This window comes from Micromonospora sp. NPDC049044 (assembly GCF_040649215.1).
GTDB lineage: Bacteria > Actinomycetota > Actinomycetes > Mycobacteriales > Micromonosporaceae > Micromonospora.
Map to the genome: position 1 here is coordinate 70,921 of NZ_JBEZFA010000005.1, position 20,218 is coordinate 91,138.

Below are 20,218 nucleotides of genomic sequence, written 5' to 3' on the forward strand. Positions count from 1 at the left end.
CATCTCGTGTCGCCCCTTGCCGTTCCTTGTTGCTGTTTCGGCTGCCTCCCGGCTGCCCCGCGGCTACCAGGGGTGGTGGGGACGGCTTACTGCGACCGGTGGCGCTCGATGAGCGAGATGAGTTCCTCCGGGGTCAACCAGGGCGAGGATCGATGGATCATCCGGTGGCAGTTGGAACAAAGCAGCATGAGGTCTTCCGGCCGCGTACGTGTAGGTCCGCTGACGTGGAGAGGCGTGCGGTGATGGCACTCGATGTAGTCGGTGCCGCGGTCGCCATACGTTTTCTGAAAGTCGAATCCGCATGCTTCGCAGGCGACCACCGCGTGCCGGCGCTTGTGCGCCTCGATCACCTTTCGCCGTAGCTTCGGGTCTCGTTCGCGGCGGAGGTGCAGCCGCTGTAGCACCCGCCCCTCGTCGGCGCTGAGCCCGTCGAGGTCCACGTCTGCCACCTCTGCAGGGCCAGCTGACTCGTCCAGGATGGCTTGCCGGATCGCGGTGGCCTGTTGCTCCATCTCGGCTGGCCTGTCGAGGAAGGCCATGAGCACTTCCGGGTCGTACCGGCCGCCGTTGGTTGGCTTGCCTGTGTAGTTCGGATGCTGGGTGGCAATGTCGGCGGTTTTGCGGGCCACGCCGTTGGGGTTGCGGAAGTCCGGGCCGCGCTCCTCTATCGGGTGCGCGGTGTAGAGCTGGAGCAACTCAGACAGCTCAACCACGCGAGCGTCGTTTGGCGTCAGCCACCGCCAGCCGTTGTCGCGCACGAGAGAGCAGGCCAGGACCACCTCGTCCCACGTCCAGGGCGGGTTGCGGTGAGTCCGGATGACGAAGCCAAGCCGTCGAAGGTGGTGGACGACGCTCGCCTCCCCTCCGGTGAAGTCACCGGAGCGTAGGAACTCGCCCTGGCTGACCCCGTGCGCGTAGCCCATGATCGCCTTGGAGTCGTACTGGCGGCCGTTGACCTCTAGAAAGTACGTCCGGGCGCTCCCGAAGCCGTACTTGTCCAGGAACGCGTCCCGGCCGAGCTTGTCGAACTCCTGAGCGGCGGCGAGGACATCGGAGCGTGTCACATCAGCAAGACCCACGGGCGAGATCGTAGGTGGCGAGTGCGACAGCGTGAGGCCCTCTAATCCGTAGCTCCGGGCGTTGCGATCTCTTACGGCCATCTGCGCGGTGGCACGGCCGATGGCACACGCGTTGCGGCTACTACAGGTGGGCCGGTTGCTGTACTACTAGTTGGTACACCCTCCGTGGGCCAGCTCGCCGGACGGCATCGCCAGCGTTCTCCCAGGAGCACTACCGCCGGGTGAGCGACGGATGCGACCCAGACTCAGGTCGCAGGGACGGCGCACGCACTCTGTAACCACTTCAAATCACGGAGACTATCGATACTGCGCCGAACGTCCTTTGTGTGCGACCCTTCTCGTATGCGGCAAGAGAATCGGGCGAAGAGCAGGCCGCAGACACGGCAGCTCCTTGACACGCTGCGACTACTCGGCTACGGCGATGACCTCATCGAGCATGAGTACACGGTCTGGCTCGGAGACCGGCAGGTCGCGGCGGACCTCGTGGCGTTCAGCCGCAGTGAGCCGAAGGACATGAGCACGGCTGCCCTAGTCGTCGAGTTCGCCGAGGGGGCGCGCGAGGACGTCTGGGGCCAGGCTGCTCAAATCGGAAGGTCCCTCGCCGCACCGATCGTTGGGTTGGCTGATTCGGCGGGGCTAGCCCTAGCCACCGTGACTCGGGACGGCAACACGCATCCGCTATTTGATATTCCATTCGGCGACCTGAGCTTAACTACGGATGTCCGCGAGCACCTGAGCCCTCGTCACATCTTCGAAATGAAGACCGGAAGCCGTCAACCCGGCCTCTTCCCGATCGATGTGTCATTGTTGGATTATGCAAGGCAAGCGACCGAGGATCGTCTAGCGCCACGGGTCGAGAGGGCTCTAATTGCAGCCTTCGATCACCTCGGCTACGACCGCGAGGTAGGCACCGAACGCGAGGCATTAGAAAGGTCCCACCAGAAAGCCTCCAGGCTAGTTGTGGGTGCGCTCGCGGCGTTGGTACTCAGAGATAAAGAAGACTTCCCCAAGCTTTCTGCAGGGGCTCTGCTCGATACAATCCTGCAAAGGCACCCGAGCGAGTTCTCTTGGGTGCAGGCATTAAGCCCCTTGGAACTGGATGGCTTGACTGGCACAGTTGCCGGGTTAGGCGCGGATATCAACTTCAAGAGCCTAGACCCACTCGTGCTAAGTGGAGTTTACGAAAGCACGCTTGTCAGCGACATTACCAGGAGACAGCTGGGCACTCATTACACGCCTCCTGGATTATCTCGACGGATGCTGGCAGAGCTGCCGGTAGAGCTGATCCCTCCAGGCGATCGATCTGTACTGGACCCAACGTGCGGCTCAGGAAGCCTCCTGCTTGCGGCGCATGATCGCCTGAGATCGCTACAACCCACCGAATGGAACCTAGCGCAGAGCCATCGTGACCTCGCTGAGCACTTGCGAGGCTTCGACACGGATGCGTTCGCAGTGGAGATCGCCCGCCTAAGCCTTCTGCTTCACGCCATGCCGGCTGGCAATGGGTGGGACGTACGGCAGCGAGACGCGTTGCTTGAGCGCATGGTCGATGCCGACAGGCCATCCATCGTGGTGGCAAATCCTCCTTGGAGGAACACCAACACGGCCAATGGCCGCAGAGTCGAGGCCGCAGACGACTTCCTAAGGTGGATGCTCGCGAGCCTCCGGCCTGGGGGCTTGCTTGCAGTGGTGTTGCCGGTTGGATGGCTGCAAAATAGGAGCAGCAGGGAAGCGAGAGCAGTTCTGCGGGAATCTTGCGACCTATTTGAGGTATGGCGTCTCCCTAAGGGGGCGTTCGAGTCGGGCAACATGGCACCGGCGGTGCTCTTCGCTCAAAAGCAGACGTCCGCACCTTCTCGCAAGGGACCCATTCTGTTCCGTAGGGTCTTCCGTAAGTCCGACCTTGGTTCTTTCTACCGAGGATTGTCGGGCGGTGAGGCCTACCTCGCCGACCCGGACAAGATCGAGGAATCTGGTCCGCTTCTTTCCGGTCCCCTGACCGCCTCTTTTAGAGGTCGGGAGGGTGCTACCGTTTCGTCCGTTGCGGCCGTACGTGCAGGGCCACAACCTGTGGCGGGGTTTGCAGCTCGCCCTACTGAAGACTCTAATTGCCTGTATCTTGCGCGCCTTAGAGACATGCGAGCATTTTCGGAACTGTCCGAAGAATCGCTAAAGCCCGTTCGGTTTCCGGATGACTTCCAAACGGGCCGCGGTGCGGTGGGTCTAGGCCGTCGGAAGGTCATTGTCCCTGCGGCCAGTGGCCCCGACACTCCTTGGCGCTTGTGGACAGCTCTCGACCATCGTGGCGTGCTGGTCAGGAACAGCATGCACATGGTTATTCCACACGATGACGACGAGACGCACCTCTTTGGATTGACGGCCTTCCTTGCTTCCGCCTTCGCATCGTGCTGGATCGACGAACGCGCTGTTGAGAGGAACATTAGTACAGCAGACGTCTTGAGTATCCCGTCGCCGTCTCGGCGGTTGGACTGGGTAGCACTGGCCGAGCTGGGGCGTGAGGGGATTAGAGTTGCGGCCGAGCCCGACGCTTTAGGCGAGGTCGCTCGCGCCATCGACGAGCTTGTCTGGAGAACCTTGGACGTTCCCTCCGAGGTGCAAACAAGACTGGTAAACCGTCTATCGGATTTTGTGGCTCCTGAGGGAGTTCACCGGTATGCCAACTCGGCTACAACGGCCGGATTAAGGAACAGGGGCAAGCCTCGGTCTAGGTTTGGCATCGTGCTTGAGGTGGCCGAACAGCGGATGTTGATTGAGGTAATTGGCGTTACTTCGTCAGAAGGCGTGTGGGTTGAACCGCCACCAGGGTTGCCGGCTGCACTATGCCGACCGGGCGCCACCTTCGACGTTCTTATCCCGGATGGGGCTTCACCCGAGGACGGGCAGTATTTCTATCAACCCGAGAGCTGGGTTGATGCCGAAACGTTGATGCGGGATCCCGCCTATCACGACGCCCATCCCGTCGTGGCGGGCGCTAATTGAATGCAGTGACGGGGAGGGAATGTGCCGGGATCTTCTGTATCCTTCGACGTCGGCGAAGAGGCGGATGTCGAGGTCCTGTTCCTGAATGTTGGTCAAGGAGATGCGACCCTCGTCGTCGATCATTCAACTAAAGAGGCATTGCTGATTGACTGCCCTGGCGGACGGGAGCACGTCGTCGAGCAGGCCCTCAATGAGCGGGGATGCAGGCTTGCAATCGCACTGATCACACATTGGGACCTGGATCACTTCGGCGGCATTGTAGGGGTCTTGGACCAATGCGAGGCCAAGACATTGCGCTTCAATCATGAGACCCTGCTCGCGCATGGCAATCAAGGCCGCGTGATCGCCACCCTGCGACGGCTGCGCGATCGGCGTTACAACCATATTGAATTCAGTGATGCCAGGCAGGGCCTCGTTGGGACAATTGGAGCAGTTCGCTTTGAACTACTCGCTCCGTCCTATCGGCAACTACTGCATGCTGTTTCCTCATTTGACCGAAACCTTGCTAGCGGCGTAGTTCTGCTAGACGCTAACGGCACAAGGGTCCTTGTAGGCGGTGACGCAGACGGCCGAGTCTGGAGCCGAATTCTTTCCGAGGGAACACAAATTCGGTCCGACGTCCTTAAGTGGCCGCACCATGGCGCGATGAGGCACACCGAACGACATGCTGATGACCAAAAATTACTGCAGGCAGTAGAGCCGTCGCTCGTGATTTTTAGCGCTGGAAGTGACAACAGGTACGGCCACCCCCTGCCAGCGACCGTTCGGCTTGTTGCTCAACACGAAATCGGCGTGATGTGCACCCAAGTGACTGAGCGATGCCATTCCGGACTCCATGGCCCCAACACTCCCTGTGCTGGCACTGTTTCGTTGATGCTTAGTCCCGGTGGACGCGTAACGAGGTCGCCCGACAGTCCCCAGCTCGAATCTCTAATCAACGGTTGGAGCCGGCCGCTATGCAGGCCCGCAACCGTGGGGCCGACCCCGACTGGCATTACTGAAGGGGAAGACGCTCTGGTGAATTAGGGACGGGCTCCCAATCCGCAAGATCGTCCTCTGCCGCCATCCCGTCTGCCGCCGACCCACACACCGTGGAGCGGGCCAGGGCCAGGGTGACAAGGTGGAGCGCCCCACCGGACGAACGACCTTGGCGCCCTGGCCCTGGTCTGCTCGGCTTGCCTGGGTCGGTGGTAGGCGGGATGGCAGCTCCCGAACCACCCACCCGTCGAAACCGTTCGGCAACTCCATCCCGGAGTCGTCTGGCCCCCGCCGGAGGCAGCCCTAACCCCGCCCCTCCCTCACCCCTCCGCCCTCTCCACCTCCCCCCTCCCATTGGCCTCGGCGGCACCGTGATCGCCGTTCGGCAACTTCGGCTGCCGAGGTGCCCGCCGGTCTTCGTGCGCCTTCGGATCGCTGAGAACGGGTAGAGAGTCCGCCCGGCCACGGTCTTCCGGGCTCGTCACCGGGTCACCTCACTGACCCAGGGGTGACGCGCGGGGCGGGGTGTGGGGTTCGGGCCGGCTGACTTTCCGCCCCGGCGCCGTAGGCGGCCGGGGCGGCGGCTCCGTCAGGAGCCGGTTACCGCGCCCCGGCCCGCGCCGCGCGGAGCGCCTTGATCTAGTACAGGCCAATTCGGCAACAGATCACAGGCAGCTCCGAGCGACCAAGGCCAGCGCGAAGCAACTCACCCGATCGAGCTTTCCACCGGCCGCGACGTGCCGCCCGGGTCACGCTCCGGCGCAGTCGACTGAAACAGCCGCGAAGAGGCCACTCACGCTCCGGCGCCCCGACCCGCTGACATCGAGATCCTGCCGGCTCACCAAGCCCTAGATCATTGCTCCTTCACCCCTTCTCTTCGCTGGTGAAGGATGGCCGCATGCTTCATACGCCTCGCGCACTCCTGCTGGACTTTGGCGGCGTCTTGGTTGACGCGCCTCCGCAGCCTTCGGCCCCGCCCGAGCTGGTTCGCCAGTTCGCCCGGATCGTGGAAGGCGCGGTATCCGATGAGCAGATCGCCGCTGATCTGCGCCAGGGCGTACGGGCATATGCGCTGTGGCGCGATGAGGTGGGCAAGACCGGCGACCCGATGGAACTTCCGCACGCGCAGGTGTGGGCTAGCTTCGTCTCCCCCACCTGGCCTCAGTCAGCCCGAGCCGCGGTCGAGCGGGAAGCCACCACGCTGGCATATGCATGGACCTGGCGGGCCGAATGGGAGGTGCGTCCCGGCGTCCCGGAGGCACTGCGCGCCGCTGCCGACGTCGGGCTACCCCTGGCCGTGGTCAGCAACACCCTGTGCGGCGCCGCCCACCGCGACTACCTCGCCACCACCGGTCTGTCCGACCTGTTCACCGCCGAGTTCTACAGCGACGAAGCCGGCCCCCGCAAACCAAACCCGCAGTTGGCCCTTCTGGCAGCTGACGCCGTTGGCGTACCTATCGGAGACTGCTGGTTCATCGGTGACAGCCTGCACCGGGACATCGCCTGCGCCCGCCGCGCTGCTGCTCAAGCCGCCATTCTGATGCGTTCGCCCCGCACGGACCGTGAGCCACCGGACCTCGAACTGACCCCCGACGCGACGATCCAGGACGGTCACGGTCTACTCGAACTGCTCCGTCAGGCGTTCGGCACGGTCGATCGACCATCGGGCAGGACGTGACGGTGGATCCGCTCGGCTGCGGCATGCGGGGACACCTCTGCGGTGTCGATGGTGAGATCCGCGTCGGGTAGAGGTTCGGTGTCGTCCCATGCCCGCAGACGCGCGTCCGTGTCGCCGGTGTGGCGCGCCACGATCCTCCGCTCAGCCACATCACGGGGACACCAGAGGTAGACCACTGACCAGCTGGCATCGGGGACAGCCCTCGTAACAGCCGCGACAGCTTGGCGTTGCCCAAGGTGCACGACAGGCACCGCGGCCGACAGCCGCTGCGTCAGGAATGGACGGTCGACCACGTACCGCGCGCCGTATCGATGGTTCTCCCAAACGACATCGCCGGCACGGCGCAACTGGTCGAGCGTCGTCTCATCGGCCATGCGATAACCCCTCGTGCGGCCCGGTCCCACCTTCAGCCGCTCGAACAGGACGTACCGGGGGTCGAGGTCGCGCAACGCAGCGGTCACGGTGTCCTTGCCGGCCGCTGGTGGTCCGTAGAGGATCACACCCCGCGCCACAAGCCCTCGCCCGCGAGGATCCCCTTTACCAGTTCCTTGGCCTGCTCCTGCAAGGGACGGCTCGAAGCGCAGTTGTCTACCACCACGTAAGCGTCCACCGGACGGAAGTCAAGGTTGATGGAGCCCACGTACGCCGGCCAGTCGGCAAGTTTGAACCCATCGCGGGCAGCGCCGCGCCGACGTACGTAAGTCAGCATCGTGTCGGCATCGCAGTACACCCAGACCACGGTGACAGCGGCGTTCGCCGCCTCGTAGAACGCACGTGTGCGAGCCATCCATGCGGGATCGCCGAACTCTCGAATGAAGGGCGCTGTCACAACGACGCTGTTACCGCACTGCACGTTCTCACTAGCCGCGTCTTGCAGGGCTTCGTACTCGCGCGGGCGGATAGTGGTCAGGTACGTCTGCGACTCGCGATCGTTCGGCGATAGTCCCAGCGTATCCAGCGCTGCCTCAACTACTGGCCGAGTCAGAGTGTCCTTGTCGAGCATCGGCCACCCCGTTTCGCGCGCCAAGATGCGGCCCAACTCGGTCTTGCCGCTACCTGCGTAGCCACCGATCAACAAAACTCGCGGACGCTCCGGGCGTACCTCGCTGCGGCGCAGCTGGTCTGGCGCGTGTACCACCCGCTTCGAGCGGGACTCGTTGATGACGAGCCCTTCATCGGCCAGCACCTTCATGGCTTCGGTGATGGTGAAGACGCTGACGCCCCACTCTTCCGCAAGCTTCCTGGTCGACGGCAGGGCGGTGCCGTGCACCAGTCGACCCGCCTCAATCTCGTTGCGGATGTTTCGAGCCACCTGCTGATGCCGGGCCTCCGGCCGCTCGGTGCGGCCCTGCGGAGAGGTCATCGCGGTGCTCCCTCTGGTTGACATCGCGTATCGACTGCAGGTTACCAGCGACCTAACAGATGACAGGTGCCCTGACGGCTCGCATGTGCTCCACGAGAACCTTGCACCTAACAGTTGACTGATATCCATATCAGTTGTTAGGTTAGGTGCATCACAGAGACCGGAGCGCCGGTCAAGTCGCAGCAGCGAAGGAGATCGACATGGCCCTCAGGGGTGGTACTCGGTTCTCGGTTCCGTTCGAGGCGGTTTTCCCGCACGGGTGTGTGTTGGTGCCGGACTCGATCGCGGAGGCGCAGGACTTCGACGAGAAGACCCGGGCGCGGACGCCGAGTAAGGACAAGCTGACGGGGCAGCGGGTGTGGCAGTGCCGGGTGATGGACATGGACCCGGAGTTGGGTTCCCGCTCGCGTGAGGTGTCGATCAAGGTTCTGGCGGATGTGCAGCCGGTGCCGCCGGTGGGTCCGTTTCAGCCGGTGGAGTTCGAGAACCTGATGGTGACGCCGTACGTCGGCAGCAATGGCCGGCTGGCCTACTCCTACCGAGCGACCGCGTTGACGGCGCCCAAGACCCTCGCGGAGTCGCGCGGCAAGGCTGCTTGATCCCTTTCATGGCGCGGGGCGGTCCGCTTCCTACGGCCTGACCGCCCCGCTGCCCTCTCAACCCTCTCGGCCTGGAAGGGCAGGTTCATCATGCCAATTTCCTTGGACTGGACTCGCGGCGGTAGTGCCGGCGAGCCGGTCCCGTGTGTGCTCTGCGGGAAGCCGGCGATCTGCCGCAGCCCTGCGGGCAAGCCGGTGCACAAGGTTTGCGCGGAGGCGTGGACCGAGCAGCACAGCGCCCGTAAGGCGGTGGCGTGATGCGCGCCCCGCTGGTCAACTTCCGCCGCCTCCAGGTGGCTACCCCGTGGCCCTTGGTCTGGACGGTTACGATCGCGTTCCTTCTGGTCCGCCTCGCCGTGGCGGTGGTGCGCCTCGGAATCTGGGCGCTGCGCCACTGGCGTGCCTGGCCGGGCGTCGCCCTGGTCCTGGTCGCCGTCGACGTTCACCAGTCGCGCGGCTGGTGGCCTCACCTTCTGGTCCTGCTCGTCCTCGCCGCTGCGGGCGGTGTCTGGTTCTGGCGCGGTTGGGACTCCTTCCACCGCCATGTCGTCTTGCGTGCTGTCACGGTCTGGCGGCGGCTGTGGGTCTACCGGCGTCAGTGGCACGAGGCGATGACGCTGTGCGGGCTGGTGAAGAAGTACGACGGTGGCGAGAAGGTCCCCGACCTGCTCTCGGTGCGCTGTTCCTACGCCACGGATGAAGTGGTGCTGCGGATGCCTCGGGGGCAGAACCCGGAGGCCTACCACAAGGCCGCCCGGGACCTGGCGTACTCGTTTGGCACCCGGCACTGCCGCGTCTTCTCCGGCCGCCGCCAGGCACCACCCGTGCGCTCAGGTCGGCTGGCCTGGCTGCTGCGCTGCCTCGACGCAATCCGGTTCCGGGACCGGCCTCGGCATGTGTGGTTGGTGTTCATCCGCCGCGACCCGCTGACCCGCATCGTGGCACCACTGCCCGTGCCGGCCCGCCCGGACTTCACCGCCCTACCGCTCGGGTTGCGCGAAGACCTGGCCGTCTACTGCCTGCGACTGCTCGCCACTCACGTCCTGATCGGCGGGGCGACCCGGATGGGCAAGGGCTCGGTCATCTGGTCCCTGCTTCGCGCGCTCGCCGCCGGCATCCGCTCGGGCCTCGTGCGGGTGTGGGCGATCGACCCAAAGGGCGGCATGGAGCTGTCCATCGGGCGGCCGTTGTTCTCCCGATACGTCGATGACGACTGGTCGCGGATGGCGGACATGCTCGATGACGCCGTGACCCGGATGCGCGCTCGGCAACGGCTGCTGCGGGGCAAGGTGCGGGTGCACACGCCGACCGTGGATGAGCCGCTGATCGTCATCGTCATTGACGAGATCGCCGCCTTGCTGGCGTACCTGCCCGACAGCGACATCCGCAACCGGATCGCCCAGAGCTTGGGGCTGCTGCTGTCGCAGGGTGCCGGGCTCGGCGTCCTGGTCGTCGCCGCCACCCAAGACCCCCGCAAGGAAGTCGTCTCGGTCCGCGACCTGTTCCCGACCCGCGTCGCCCTCGGCCTCACCGAACGCGGCCACGTCGATCTCCTGCTCGGTGACGGCGCCCGTGACCGCGGAGCCCTTGCGGATCAGATCCCGCTGTCGGCCAAGGGCGTGGCCTACGTCCTGCTTGACGGCCAGCCGGAACCCGCCCGCGTCCGGTTCTCCTTCATCGCTGATGACGTGATCCGGGACATGGCCGCGACGTTCCCCGCGTCGCCTGAGGTGGCGCCGGAACCGGTCGAGTCCCCTGCCCCGGTGAAGCCGGCCCGCTCTAACGGGCGGCATACCTACCGGCCGACCCCGCCCCGTCAGGCTGCGCCGCTGCTGCCGCCGTCGCTGCTCAACGCCCTGGACTTCAACACCACCCCGAACGGCGGTGATCCCCGATGACCATCGAGCTGCCCGAGGACGTCCCGGTGCGGATGCCTTACGCCGACGAACCCGACGAGCAGACCCGGCAGCAGCGTCGCTTCTACCGGCTGCGCGCCCCACACGTCGACAAGGCCACGGTGCCGGTCACGGTCCGCGTCACCCCCGACGCCGACCTGTACGTCGCAGTTGGATCCGGCCGGCGCCGCATGTACCTCACCCAGGCCGAGGCGTGGGCGCTGTGGCGCTGCCTTTCGGAAGCCGTGGCCTCGACCGGTGAGCCGCCGGAGTGGATCCGCGTGCACATCACCCCCACCCACCGCTGACCCTCTGCCTGCTTGGAGCACGTGATGCGTACCCGTCGACTCAACCGCCGGCCCATCCGCCGGACCTGCCTCGACCTCGCCCACACCGACCCCGACCAGCAGTGCCCCTACTGCGCCCCCGACACCCACGCCGACGCGATCCTCGCCGCCGCCCTCGCCCGGCACGCCGAGATCGCCGCCGACGCCGCCGAAGCGTGGGGGTGGGCCGCATGAACCCGCAGCTGTGGTCCTGGCTCCTGATGGCCGTCGGCGTCACCGGCCTCTACCTCGCCGGTAAGCGCTCCTGGACCGGCTGGGCCGTCGGCCTCGCCGCCCAACTCCTGTGGCTGGCCTACTCCATCACCACCGAGCAGTGGGGCTTCCTCGTCTCCTGCTTCGCCTACGGCGCCATCTACATCCGCAACCTGGTCGCCTGGCTCCGCCCCACCCCGCCGACCGCGCCCGAGTCGGAGGTGACCGAATGCGCCGCGTCCTGAACGCCGACCGGCTGGAAGCCATCGCCCTGGTCCTCATCCTCCTGGCCGTGGGCGGAATGGCCGGCGCCGCGTCGTTCACCCACGTCAAGGACTGGACCATGCTCCACGCCCCCGCCGGCACCGGCGAATGGTTCGGCTGGTCCAACGCCGTCATCTCCGAACTGACCCCGGCCGCCGCGCTACTGGTCATCCGCCGACGCCGCCGCCACCACTCGGAAGCCTCCGTGCTCTACCCGCTGGCAATCCTCATCGCCGCCGTGGCGCTGTCCCTGGCCGCGCAGATCGCCGTCGCCAACGACAGCTTCTCGTCTCGGCTGCTGTCCTCGGTTCCAGCGCTGGCGTTCCTCGCCCTGTCCAAGCTCATCCTCAGCGGCAAGCCCACCGACCCGGCTCCGGCTCCGACCCGGCCCACGCCAGTCGCAGCAGAGGAACCGGCCGACATCGCCCCGGTCGACATGCCCGCCGATCCGGCTCCGGCCGCCGTGGTCCCGACCGCACCGATGCCCACCCCGACGCCGGTGCTGCGCCCCGCGCTGGTGTCCTCCGTCGTCCAGTCGCCCCGCAACGGCCACGTCTTCACCTCGGAGGTGACCCGATGACCCGCACCCAGCTCGCCCGCGTCCAAACTCGCCGCCCCACCGTCGTCGCTCGCCGGATCGTCGGCACCCCCGCCGAAGTCGCCGCGACCGTCGCCCTGGTCCGCGACTCCAACCGGCTGCTCTCCATGAGCGAGCCCCAACTGATCCCCGGGGACTCCCGGGTGACGGTCACGGTGCGGTTCCTCGACACCACCCGACCCACACCCGCCCCGACCCGCAGGGTCAACCGCGGTCGGACCGCCGCCGCGATCGCCGTCCCGACCGTGGGCGCCATCGCCGCTGTCGGCTACCTCGCCGCGCAGCTCGTTCAGACGATCCGGGCCGCGTTCCCCGCTATCGCGGGCGGCGTCCTGGTCCTGATCGTCATCGCCCTGCTACTGCGCCGCTCGGGTCGCTGCTGCCCCGGTCTGCACTGCCCCGGCTGCGGCCACTGACCGCCATGGCTACCGGCTGGCCCACCTACTGCGCCCGCTGCGGTGGGCCAGCCACCGCCCTGATCGAAGCCGGCCAACCCGGCACCGGCCGCTACCGCGCCGAAACCACCTGCGAACGCCACACCGCTGCCGCCCACCGCTGGGCCAGCACCGCCGGCCCGACCCGCACCACCCCAATCGGTGACACCCAACCCGCCCTGTTCGACCTCCCGGAGGTGACCCGTTGACCGCCCCGACCCTGCCCGGCCTCGCCCCCGACGCCACCACCGAACCCACCCCCGCCCCGGCTGTCCCGCCGGCGAGCGGGTCCCGTGCCGCCCGCCTCGCTCTGCCCATGTCCCGTCAGGTGCTCACCGAGATGGCCGCCGAGTACGGCGTCTGTCTGCGCCCGGTCACCCTGCGCCGCACCGACCTGCACACCGGCCAAACCGAAGTCATCGACCTGCCCTGCGGCTCCACCCGGGAAGACAAGTGCGAGCCGTGCGCCAAACGCGCCCGTCGGCTGCGCCAGACCCAGATCCGTGAAGGTTGGCACCGCACCGACGAACCCGCCCCCGCGCCTGACCCCGCCACCGATGCACAGCGGGAGCTGATCCTGCTGCGCGCACACCTGGAATTCGCCCGCGATGAGGCCCAACGCGCCGCGCAGTTTGACCAGGTACCCGGCATCGACCACGCCATCGCGGAGGTAGAGGAAGCCATCGCCGCCGAAGGGCTACGCGGGCAAGTCGCCCCACCTCACGACGAGGACGACTCTGACGGCGCCCGGCGCAAGCGGTCCACCAAACGTCGCCAGGACGCCCCCGACCTACCCCGCAAGAAGGTAGAACGACGCACCCTCGGCAAGGTCTACACCGCTCCCGACGGCACCGAACACCGCCCGTCGATGTGGCTGTCGCTCACCCTCGACAGCTACGGTCGAGTTCGGCCCGATGGGACACCGGTCGACCCGGACAGCTACGACTACCGGCGGGCCGCCTGGGATGCGGTGCACTTCGCCCGGCTCCTCGACCGGTTCTGGCAGAACCTTAGGCGGTGCGCTGGCTGGAACGTCCAATACGCCGGGTGCGTCGAGCCCCAACGCCGCCTGGCGCCGCACGCGCACTTCGCCATCCGAGGAACCATCCCCCGCGCGGTGCTGCGGCAGGTCGCCGCCGCCACCTACCACCAGGTGTGGTGGCCACCCGCTGACGAACCCGTGTACTCCCTCGACCGGCTGCCCCTCTGGGATAACGACCGCGGGGAGTGGGTCGACCCTGACACCGCCCAGCCGCTGCCGTCCTGGGCTGACGCCCTGGACCTGATCGACGCCGACCCCGACGCCGAACCCGTCCACGTTGTGCGCTTCGGGCGGCAGGTCCACGCCGAAGGCGTCACCCCCGGAACCGTGCACGCCGACCGCACCATCGGCTACATCACGAAGTACATCACCAAGAGCGCCGCCGACTGCCACAAGACCGACACCGACCGGCAGCGGGACCACCTTGACCGGCTGTGGCACCAACTGCGGGTGACGCCGTGCAACGAGCGGTGCGCCAACTGGCTGCTCTACGGCATCCAACCGAAGAAGGCACACGGACGGCTGCAAGCGGGACGCTGCAAAGGCAAGGTCCACCAACGTGCCACCCTCGGCATCGGTGGGCGCCGCATCCTGGTTTCCCGCGACTGGTCCGGAAAGACCTTGGCCGATCACCGCGCCGACGCTCGCGCCTGGGTCCGCAACCTCCTCGGCATCACCACCGGCGCCGACGGCTCCGACCCCGCCGGCCCGGACCAACCCACCGCCTACGCCTGGGAAATGGCCCGCCCCGACGACCCCGACATCCCACCCCTGCAACACCGGCTCCTACGTGCCCTGTCGCAACGGGCGCAATGGAAGGCCGCGCTCCTAGCCGCGAGAGACCGCGCTGCCACCGCCGCCCCGACCACCGTCGACCACCCCACATCCTGACCGGAGGAGCAATGGAACGCGCCACCATCCCCACCGCCACCCGTCCGGATCTGCCCGGTCGGATCCTGCGCACTAGTGACACCCGCGCCGTCTACTCCGTCCGCGAGGTCGCCCGCCTGCTCTCGCTCTCCCTGGGCAGCACCTACGCCCTGGTCCGCGAGGGAGAGATACCCGCCCGCAAGCTCGGCGGGCGCTGGGTTATCCCCAAGAAGCGATTCCACGACTGGCTCAACGAGGCCGACGAGCAGGACAACCGAGCATCGGAGGGGTGGGCCTGATGGGCTTCGTTCGTAAGACTCCCGTTGGGCGTCACCGGGCGTGCTGGCGTGATCCGGCCGGCCAGCAGCGATCAAAGACGTTCCGCACCAAGAAGGAGGCCAACGCCTTCCTGGCCGAAGTCGAGTCGGCGCTCAACCGCGGAACGTACGTCGCTCCCGATGCCGGCCGGCTCCGCTTCGCTGACTACGCGCAACGCTGGCTGAGCAATCGCAACGACGAGAAGGCGACTGCTGCCCGCGATGCCTCCATCATGCGAAACCACGTCGTGCCGCGTTGGGGTGCGGTGCCGTTGGCGAAGATCGAACACTCGGCCGTGCAGGAGTGGGTGACCAAGCTGGGGGAGCGGCTGTCGCCGGCTACGGTGCGCGAGTGCTACCGGCTCACGTCAGGGGTGCTCCGGTCGGCGGTTCGTGACCGGCTCATCGGCTTCAACCCCTGCGAGGGCGTCCGTCTCCCGCCCCGGCGGCGCATGGACACCGACGAACTGGTCATCTCCCGCGCGGATCTGTTCGACAGGCTTCTCCCCGCCGTCCCGGACCGGTATCGCGCCCTGGTCGCCGTCGCGGCCGGCACCGGCATCCGCTGGGGCGAGTGCGCGGGACTCCGCTGGGATGCCGTGGACCTGGCCGCGGGCGCGCTCCGGGTGGTGCGGGTCGCGGAGGAGGTGTCAGGACACGTCACGCTCAAGCCCTACCCGAAGTCACGAGCTGGCCGGCGAACTGTGCCGCTGCCGCCCTTCGTGGTCCAGGCGCTGGCCGACCACCGGCAGTCCTTCGAGACCGGCGCCGAAGATCTGATCTTCGTTGCCCGGACCGGCGAACCGCTCAAGCGCGGCACCTTCCGGGCGCGGATCTGGAAGCCTTCGCTGCAACGGGCCGGGCTGCCCCTCGCGCTCCGGTTTCACGACCTGCGGCACTCGTATGCGACCTGGCTCGTCTCCGATGGCGTGCCGATCAATGACGTTGCCAAGGTGATGGGCCACGAGCAGACGTCCACGACCCTAGACCGCTACACGCACTCGACCCGCGACCGGGATCGCAGGGTGCTCGCGTCGTTCGCTGCCTTCTTGCTGCCTCAGGATGAGCGATGAGCCCTGAAAACGAATCAAGACCCCTCCGTGGAGGGGCCTTGACCTGCTGTTACCTCTGGTCGGGGTGGCCGGATTCGAACCGACGACCTCTTCGTCCCGAACGAAGCGCGCTACCAAGCTGCGCCACACCCCGAGGCGTGCCGACAAATAGTAGCCCACCCGCTCGGATGGTCAAACTCGGTACCCCCGCCCTCCGGGGGCGGTCAGCGGGGGATGAGGGTGAGGATGCTGGCCTCCGGGGGGCAGGCGAAGCGGACCGGGGCGGTGGGGTGGGTGCCCAGGCCGGCGGAGACGTGCAGCCAGGAGTCGGAGCCGGGCCAGCGGTGCAGACCGCGCGCCATCGACCGGGGCAGGCCGCAGTTGGTCACCAGGGCGCCGTAGCCCGGTACGCAGACCTGACCGCCGTGGGTGTGCCCGGCGAGCAGCAGCCCGAAGCGGTCCGCGGCCATCTGGTCGAGCACCCGCGGCTCGGGGGAGTGCGTCACCGCGATGGACAGGTCCGCCGAGGACGAGACCGCCCCGGCGACGCTTGGGTAGTCGTCCCGGTCGATGTGGGGGTCGTCCACACCGACCAGGTCGACCTGCCGACCGCCGGCCTTCAGCGTGGTCCGCGCGTTGTTGAGATCCGCCCAGCCGGCGCCGGTGAACACCTGGCGCAGCTCCTCGTAGGGCAGTTCGACGCCCTCGGTGTATTCGCGGTCGGGCAGGAAGTAGGTGAAGGGGTTCTTCAACACCGGGCCGGTGTAGTCGTTGGAGCCGAACACGAACGCCCCGGGGTAGTCGAGCAGCGGTTGCAGGGCCCGCAGCACTCCGGGCACCGCGCTCGGGTGGGCCATGTTGTCGCCGGTCACCACCACCAGGTCGGGGTCGAGGGCGGCGAGTGACGCCACCCAGCGCTGCTTGCGCGCCTGGTCGGGCATCATGTGCAGGTCCGACAGGTGCAGCACGCGCAGTGGCTCCGCGTCGGCCGGCAGCACCGGCACGTCGTACCGCCGCAGGGTGAACATGTTGCGCTCGATGAGCGACGCGTACGCGAGCGTGGCCGCGCCGACCGTGGCGGTTCCGGCGGCAAGCCGGAATAGTGTGCGCTTTCGCATGGCGTTCAGGGTAGTTTGACCGTCCATGAGCACGCTGAAGGACCGCCTCACCGCCGACATGCGTTCCGCGCTCAAGGCGCGCGACGAGCTGACCACCTCCACGCTGCGGATGGCCCTGGCCGCCGTCGGCACCGCCGAGGTCGCCGGCAAGGCCAAGCGCGAGCTCACCGATGACGAGGTGCTCGTGGTGTTGACCAAGGAAGCCAAGAAGCGCCGGGAGGCGGCCACCGCGTTCGCCGACGCCGGCCGCGCCGAGCAGGCCGCGAAGGAGACCGCCGAGGGTGAGGTGCTGGACCGCTACCTGCCCAAGCAGCTCTCCGACGCCGAGCTGACCGAGCTGGTGTCGGGGGCGCTCGCCGCGGATGGCTTCACCGGCAAGGCCCAGATGGGCCCGGCCATGAAGGCGGCCCAGGCCGCGGTGGCGGGCCAGGCCGAGGGTGGCCGGGTGGCCGCCGAGGTACGCAGACAGCTCGGCCTCTGATCCACCGGCGTCCCGGTCGGCGTTCCCCTGAGCGTCAGCGGGCTGCGGTGGTCCGGACCTACGGAAACGGGCGGGCACCCCTTGTGGGTGCCCGCCCGTCGTGTCTTCCTCGCCGACTCAGCCGCCGGGTCGACCACCGGGTCGACCCGGCTGGCCGCCGGGCTGACCGGGCTGGCCGGCGCCGCCGGGAGTGCCCGGCGTGCCGCCGCCGCCACCGTTGCTCACCTGGATGGTGACCACGCCACCCTTGATGGTGCGCCCGTCCGGGCTGGTGCCGTGTGCGGTGCCCGCGGGGCAGGACGACGGCACCTTCGCGTCGGAGACCACCGGCTCGAAACCGGCGCCCTTGAGCCGGGACTTCGCCTGATCCACCGAGACGCACTTCACGTCGGGGATGCTGCGCTGGTCACCCTCGGAGATCTTCTGGCCCGGCGCGGCGAACGGAATGCGGTCCTTGCCCTTCATGGCATCCCGCAACGTCTCGTAGACCGGCGGGTTGATGCCGTCCTTCTCCTTGTGCTTCATCTTGACGTTCGTCTGCGGCCAGTCCGGGTCGGCCATGATGCCGGCCACCGAGTACTGCTTGGTCATGGCGACCAGGGCGGCGGTCTTCTCCGAGTCGGTGGTGCCGGACTTGCCGGCCACCGGCGCGTCGACGATGCCCTTCACGACGCCGGCGGTGCGGCTGCTTCCGCACTTGCTGGTGGTGGAGTTGTCGCCGACCGGGCAGCGGGCGGCGTCCACGGCGGCGCGGGCCACGTCGGTGCTGAACCGCTTCTCACAGCGGGGGTTGGCGATGTCCAGCTTGTTGCCGTCCGGGTCGCGGATCTCCTGCACCGGGATCGGCTCGCAGTACGTGCCGTCCGCCGCCAGGGTCGCGTACGCGTTGGCGAGGTCCAGCGGGGTGGTCTGCGAGACGCCGAGGGTGAAGGCACCCCACTGGTGCGCCCCCTTCTCCAGGGTCAGGTCCTCGTCGGTGCGGAACTGGATGCCGGCCCGCTTGGCGGCGCTGACCACGTTCTCCGCGCCGACCTGCTGCTGGAGCGGGACGAAGTAGGTGTTGACCGACTGGGCGAACGCGGTCCACATGTTCTGTACGCCACCGGCCTTCAGGCCGGAGTTGGTCGGGCAGTAGAAGTGGGTACCGGGGCACGCCGCGTCGCTGCTGGGGCTGATGATGTATTCCGACTTGAACTGCTGTGGCGCGTTGATGGTGTAGCTGAGCGGGAGGCCCTTCTCCAGCGCGGCCAGGATGGTGAAGATCTTGAAGGTCGAGCCGGCCTGGTAACCGGTGATGCCGTCACCGCCGGTGAGCAGCGGGTTGACAGTCGCCGGGTAGTTGCCCCGGATCTTCTTCTTGCTCTTCGCCGGATCGCTGGAGATCTTGTTCTTCGGGTTCTTCGGGTCGTCCAGCTTGAACTGCCGGTTGACCGCGAGCGCCCGGACCCGGCCGGTGCCGGGCTCGACCACCGCTACCATCGCGGCTTCCTTGCTGTTCTCGCTCTTGGCCCGGCGGACCGCCGCGTCGGCGCCCTTCTGGGCCTGCACGTCGATCGAGGTGACCACGGTGTAGCCGCCACTCTTCAGCCGCCGATCCCGGTCGTACCTGCTCGAACCGAACGTCTCCTGCTGCAACCACCAGCGGTAGAAGTAGTCGCAGAAGAAGCCCCAGCTGTTGACGTTCGCGGCGACACAGCCGTTCGGGGTGCGCTTGTCCTTCACCTTCAGCTCGACGGCCTTGGCCGCGTCGGCTTCCTGCTGCGTGATGGCCTTGATCTCGACCATGTTCTGGATGACGTAGTCGCGCCGGTCCTTGGCGAGCGGGTAGCCGGCCTCGGTGGTCGGGTCGTTCGTGGTGGGTGCCTTGACCATGCCGGCCAGCAGCGCCGCTTCCTCGATCTTGAGTTTGCTCGGCGGCTTACCGAAGTAGACCTGGCTGGCGGCGTAGATGCCGTACGCGCCGTTGCCGAACGAGGCGAGGTTGAGGTAGCGGGTGAGGATCTCGTCCTTGGAGAATTCCTTGTCGACCTGGAGGGCCAGCCGCATCTCCCGGAGCTTGCGGGCGCTGGTGTCCTCGGTCGCCGCGACCACGTCGGCCGGGTGGGTGGCCGAGTAGGCGATGGCCAGCCGGACGTACTGCATGGTCAGCGTGGAGGCACCCTGCCGGCCGGAGCCTTCGCTCTGGTTGTTGACGAACGCCCGGGCGACACCGTTGATGTCGACGCCGTTGTGCTTGTAGAAGTCGTGGTCCTCGGCCGCGATGATGGCCTTCTGCATGTACGGAGAGATGTCGGCCTGCTTCACGTCGCGCCGGTTCTCGTCGTACATCGTCGCGAGTGGTGTCTTGCCGTCCGACGCCAACAGGTAGCTGATCTGTGGCGCGCGGGCCACCGTCAGCTCCGTGGGCAGGGCGCCGAATGTCTCGGCGCCGGCCTTGGCGGCCAAGCCGGACATCGCCACCGCGGGAAAGGCCGCCGCAGCGACCACCACGCCGGCCAACAGGCCACACACCAGCAGCGATGCGGCGTTGGTCAGCACATTGTGGTCACGTTTCCGCATCCAGGTCACCTCGACAGGGTACGCGAGTAGGGAACGAGGGCTGCCGGGGCGTTCTTTCCCCATTTCCTGCGCGCGCTGCCCTCGTTGTGCTAAACGCACGACCCCCGGTGCTTGGTTGCGTGTGACCCGGCGTGAGTCTCCTCCGATCGGATGAGGCGGCGCAGCGTTATCGCCGACCTCGGCGGGGTAAGCGGCGGTCGAAGGCCCGGGAAGCCGGGAGTGTCCGGAATGATGGATTTCGCCGACAACGTTGCGTAATCAGTCGACTACAGAGCATGATGGGGTCGGCGACAGCGCCACATGTCGTCCGTGCCGCCTTGGGGAAGGCGAGCCGGGCGATCGGGGGGAATTG

Annotated in this window: 20 protein-coding genes and 1 tRNA gene; 15 read left to right on the plus strand and 6 right to left on the minus strand. The window is 67.2% G+C overall.

Features of this window, described 5'->3' with window-relative positions:
- Positions 1–86: 86 nt before the first annotated feature.
- A complete protein-coding gene (locus tag AB0B85_RS05550) occupies positions 87–1,079 on the minus strand; it encodes an HNH endonuclease (RefSeq protein ID WP_357403892.1) in 993 nt (330 codons plus the stop codon).
- Between the two features lie 342 nt (positions 1,080–1,421).
- On the opposite strand from AB0B85_RS05550, the gene AB0B85_RS05555 reads away from it, so the two are divergent.
- The 3 genes from AB0B85_RS05555 (at position 1,422) to AB0B85_RS05565 (ending at position 6,735) form a co-directional block, all read left to right on the plus strand.
- Entirely contained in the window at positions 1,422–4,079 is a 2,658-nt protein-coding gene (locus AB0B85_RS05555; protein WP_357403894.1) for an N-6 DNA methylase, read from the plus strand.
- A gap of 21 nt (positions 4,080–4,100) precedes the next feature.
- Positions 4,101–5,105 (plus strand): MBL fold metallo-hydrolase, encoded by a 1,005-nt coding sequence (locus AB0B85_RS05560; RefSeq protein ID WP_357403896.1) that lies wholly within the window; start codon positions 4,101–4,103, stop codon positions 5,103–5,105.
- An 850-nt stretch (positions 5,106–5,955) separates the two neighbouring features.
- Positions 5,956–6,735 (plus strand): HAD family hydrolase, encoded by a 780-nt coding sequence (locus AB0B85_RS05565; RefSeq protein WP_357403898.1) that lies wholly within the window; start codon positions 5,956–5,958, stop codon positions 6,733–6,735.
- Here the strand turns inward: AB0B85_RS05565 and AB0B85_RS05570 are convergent.
- Positions 6,693–7,235 (minus strand): kinase, encoded by a 543-nt coding sequence (locus AB0B85_RS05570; protein WP_357403900.1) that lies wholly within the window; start codon positions 7,233–7,235, stop codon positions 6,693–6,695. The two genes, AB0B85_RS05565 and AB0B85_RS05570, sit on opposite strands and share 43 nt — an antisense overlap.
- Complete coding sequence (locus AB0B85_RS05575; RefSeq protein WP_357403902.1) at positions 7,232–8,098, minus strand: AAA family ATPase; 867 nt, start codon at positions 8,096–8,098, stop codon at positions 7,232–7,234. The genes AB0B85_RS05570 and AB0B85_RS05575 overlap by 4 nt, the downstream gene beginning before the upstream one ends.
- 200 nt (positions 8,099–8,298) lie before the next feature.
- On the opposite strand from AB0B85_RS05575, the gene AB0B85_RS05580 reads away from it, so the two are divergent.
- The 11 genes from AB0B85_RS05580 to AB0B85_RS05630 all read left to right on the plus strand — a co-directional run bounded on the left by AB0B85_RS05580 (position 8,299) and on the right by AB0B85_RS05630 (position 15,729).
- Complete coding sequence (locus AB0B85_RS05580; RefSeq protein ID WP_350856940.1) at positions 8,299–8,697, plus strand: transcriptional regulator; 399 nt, start codon at positions 8,299–8,301, stop codon at positions 8,695–8,697.
- 257 nt (positions 8,698–8,954) lie between these two features.
- Complete coding sequence (locus AB0B85_RS05585) at positions 8,955–10,595, plus strand: FtsK/SpoIIIE domain-containing protein (RefSeq protein WP_357403905.1); 1,641 nt, start codon at positions 8,955–8,957, stop codon at positions 10,593–10,595.
- Positions 10,592–10,900: a spread protein gene (locus AB0B85_RS05590; RefSeq protein ID WP_357403907.1), complete on the plus strand. Its 309-nt coding sequence runs from the start codon at positions 10,592–10,594 to the stop codon at positions 10,898–10,900. The genes AB0B85_RS05585 and AB0B85_RS05590 overlap by 4 nt, the downstream gene beginning before the upstream one ends.
- Positions 10,901–10,924: 24 nt before the next feature.
- The gene (locus AB0B85_RS05595; protein ID WP_357403909.1) at positions 10,925–11,113 is read left to right on the plus strand and encodes a hypothetical protein; all 189 of its coding nucleotides are present in this window, start codon (positions 10,925–10,927) and stop codon (positions 11,111–11,113) included.
- A complete protein-coding gene (locus AB0B85_RS05600) occupies positions 11,110–11,376 on the plus strand; it encodes a hypothetical protein (protein ID WP_357403911.1) in 267 nt (88 codons plus the stop codon). The genes AB0B85_RS05595 and AB0B85_RS05600 overlap by 4 nt, the downstream gene beginning before the upstream one ends.
- Complete coding sequence (locus AB0B85_RS05605) at positions 11,361–11,975, plus strand: hypothetical protein (RefSeq protein ID WP_357403913.1); 615 nt, start codon at positions 11,361–11,363, stop codon at positions 11,973–11,975. The genes AB0B85_RS05600 and AB0B85_RS05605 overlap by 16 nt, the downstream gene beginning before the upstream one ends.
- Positions 11,972–12,409 carry a hypothetical protein gene (locus AB0B85_RS05610; RefSeq protein ID WP_357403914.1) on the plus strand — a complete coding sequence of 146 codons (438 nt, stop codon included), beginning with the start codon at positions 11,972–11,974 and terminating at the stop codon, positions 12,407–12,409. Before AB0B85_RS05605 ends, AB0B85_RS05610 begins: the two co-directional genes overlap by 4 nt.
- 5 nt (positions 12,410–12,414) lie before the next feature.
- Entirely contained in the window at positions 12,415–12,636 is a 222-nt protein-coding gene (locus AB0B85_RS05615) for a hypothetical protein (RefSeq protein ID WP_112734978.1), read from the plus strand.
- The gene (locus AB0B85_RS05620) at positions 12,633–14,360 is read left to right on the plus strand and encodes a replication initiator (RefSeq protein ID WP_357403916.1); all 1,728 of its coding nucleotides are present in this window, start codon (positions 12,633–12,635) and stop codon (positions 14,358–14,360) included. The genes AB0B85_RS05615 and AB0B85_RS05620 overlap by 4 nt, the downstream gene beginning before the upstream one ends.
- An 11-nt stretch (positions 14,361–14,371) precedes the next feature.
- Positions 14,372–14,638 carry a helix-turn-helix domain-containing protein gene (locus tag AB0B85_RS05625; RefSeq protein ID WP_112734980.1) on the plus strand — a complete coding sequence of 89 codons (267 nt, stop codon included), beginning with the start codon at positions 14,372–14,374 and terminating at the stop codon, positions 14,636–14,638.
- On the plus strand, positions 14,638–15,729 hold the full coding sequence (locus AB0B85_RS05630) for a tyrosine-type recombinase/integrase (protein WP_357403919.1): 1,092 nt from the start codon (positions 14,638–14,640) through the stop codon (positions 15,727–15,729). Before AB0B85_RS05625 ends, AB0B85_RS05630 begins: the two co-directional genes overlap by 1 nt.
- A gap of 56 nt (positions 15,730–15,785) precedes the next feature.
- On the opposite strand, the gene AB0B85_RS05635 is transcribed toward AB0B85_RS05630, so the two are convergent.
- Both AB0B85_RS05635 and AB0B85_RS05640 read right to left on the minus strand, forming a co-directional pair.
- Positions 15,786–15,862: transfer RNA gene (locus tag AB0B85_RS05635), tRNA-Pro, on the minus strand.
- A 70-nt stretch (positions 15,863–15,932) separates the two neighbouring features.
- Positions 15,933–16,826, minus strand: a complete 894-nt coding sequence (locus AB0B85_RS05640; RefSeq protein WP_357403921.1) for a metallophosphoesterase — start codon at positions 16,824–16,826, stop codon at positions 15,933–15,935.
- 25 nt (positions 16,827–16,851) lie between these two features.
- Here AB0B85_RS05640 and AB0B85_RS05645 point away from each other — a divergent pair, with 25 nt between their 5' ends.
- Complete coding sequence (locus tag AB0B85_RS05645) at positions 16,852–17,307, plus strand: GatB/YqeY domain-containing protein (protein ID WP_357403923.1); 456 nt, start codon at positions 16,852–16,854, stop codon at positions 17,305–17,307.
- Positions 17,308–17,424: 117 nt separating this feature from the next.
- Here AB0B85_RS05645 and AB0B85_RS05650 read toward each other — a convergent pair whose 3' ends face one another.
- Positions 17,425–19,866, minus strand: a complete 2,442-nt coding sequence (locus AB0B85_RS05650) for a transglycosylase domain-containing protein (RefSeq protein ID WP_357403925.1) — start codon at positions 19,864–19,866, stop codon at positions 17,425–17,427.
- Positions 19,867–20,218 lie beyond the last annotated feature (352 nt).

Excerpts from the sequence above, each read along its gene's own strand:
- AB0B85_RS05555 (WP_357403894.1), top strand. The coding sequence starts at position 1,422 with ATGCGGCAAGAGAATCGGGCGAAGAGCAGGCCGCAGACACGGCAGCTC.
- AB0B85_RS05565 (WP_357403898.1), top strand. The coding sequence starts at position 5,956 with ATGCTTCATACGCCTCGCGCACTCCTGCTGGACTTTGGCGGCGTCTTG.
- AB0B85_RS05575 (WP_357403902.1), bottom strand. The coding sequence starts at position 8,098 with ATGACCTCTCCGCAGGGCCGCACCGAGCGGCCGGAGGCCCGGCATCAG.
- AB0B85_RS05580 (WP_350856940.1), top strand. The coding sequence starts at position 8,299 with ATGGCCCTCAGGGGTGGTACTCGGTTCTCGGTTCCGTTCGAGGCGGTT.
- AB0B85_RS05585 (WP_357403905.1), top strand. The coding sequence starts at position 8,955 with ATGCGCGCCCCGCTGGTCAACTTCCGCCGCCTCCAGGTGGCTACCCCG.
- AB0B85_RS05590 (WP_357403907.1), top strand. The coding sequence starts at position 10,592 with ATGACCATCGAGCTGCCCGAGGACGTCCCGGTGCGGATGCCTTACGCC.
- AB0B85_RS05595 (WP_357403909.1), top strand. The coding sequence starts at position 10,925 with ATGCGTACCCGTCGACTCAACCGCCGGCCCATCCGCCGGACCTGCCTC.
- AB0B85_RS05600 (WP_357403911.1), top strand. The coding sequence starts at position 11,110 with ATGAACCCGCAGCTGTGGTCCTGGCTCCTGATGGCCGTCGGCGTCACC.
- AB0B85_RS05605 (WP_357403913.1), top strand. The coding sequence starts at position 11,361 with ATGCGCCGCGTCCTGAACGCCGACCGGCTGGAAGCCATCGCCCTGGTC.
- AB0B85_RS05610 (WP_357403914.1), top strand. The coding sequence starts at position 11,972 with ATGACCCGCACCCAGCTCGCCCGCGTCCAAACTCGCCGCCCCACCGTC.
- AB0B85_RS05615 (WP_112734978.1), top strand. The coding sequence starts at position 12,415 with ATGGCTACCGGCTGGCCCACCTACTGCGCCCGCTGCGGTGGGCCAGCC.
- AB0B85_RS05625 (WP_112734980.1), top strand. The coding sequence starts at position 14,372 with ATGGAACGCGCCACCATCCCCACCGCCACCCGTCCGGATCTGCCCGGT.
- AB0B85_RS05630 (WP_357403919.1), top strand. The coding sequence starts at position 14,638 with ATGGGCTTCGTTCGTAAGACTCCCGTTGGGCGTCACCGGGCGTGCTGG.
- AB0B85_RS05640 (WP_357403921.1), bottom strand. The coding sequence starts at position 16,826 with ATGCGAAAGCGCACACTATTCCGGCTTGCCGCCGGAACCGCCACGGTC.
- AB0B85_RS05645 (WP_357403923.1), top strand. The coding sequence starts at position 16,852 with ATGAGCACGCTGAAGGACCGCCTCACCGCCGACATGCGTTCCGCGCTC.
- AB0B85_RS05650 (WP_357403925.1), bottom strand. The coding sequence starts at position 19,866 with ATGCGGAAACGTGACCACAATGTGCTGACCAACGCCGCATCGCTGCTG.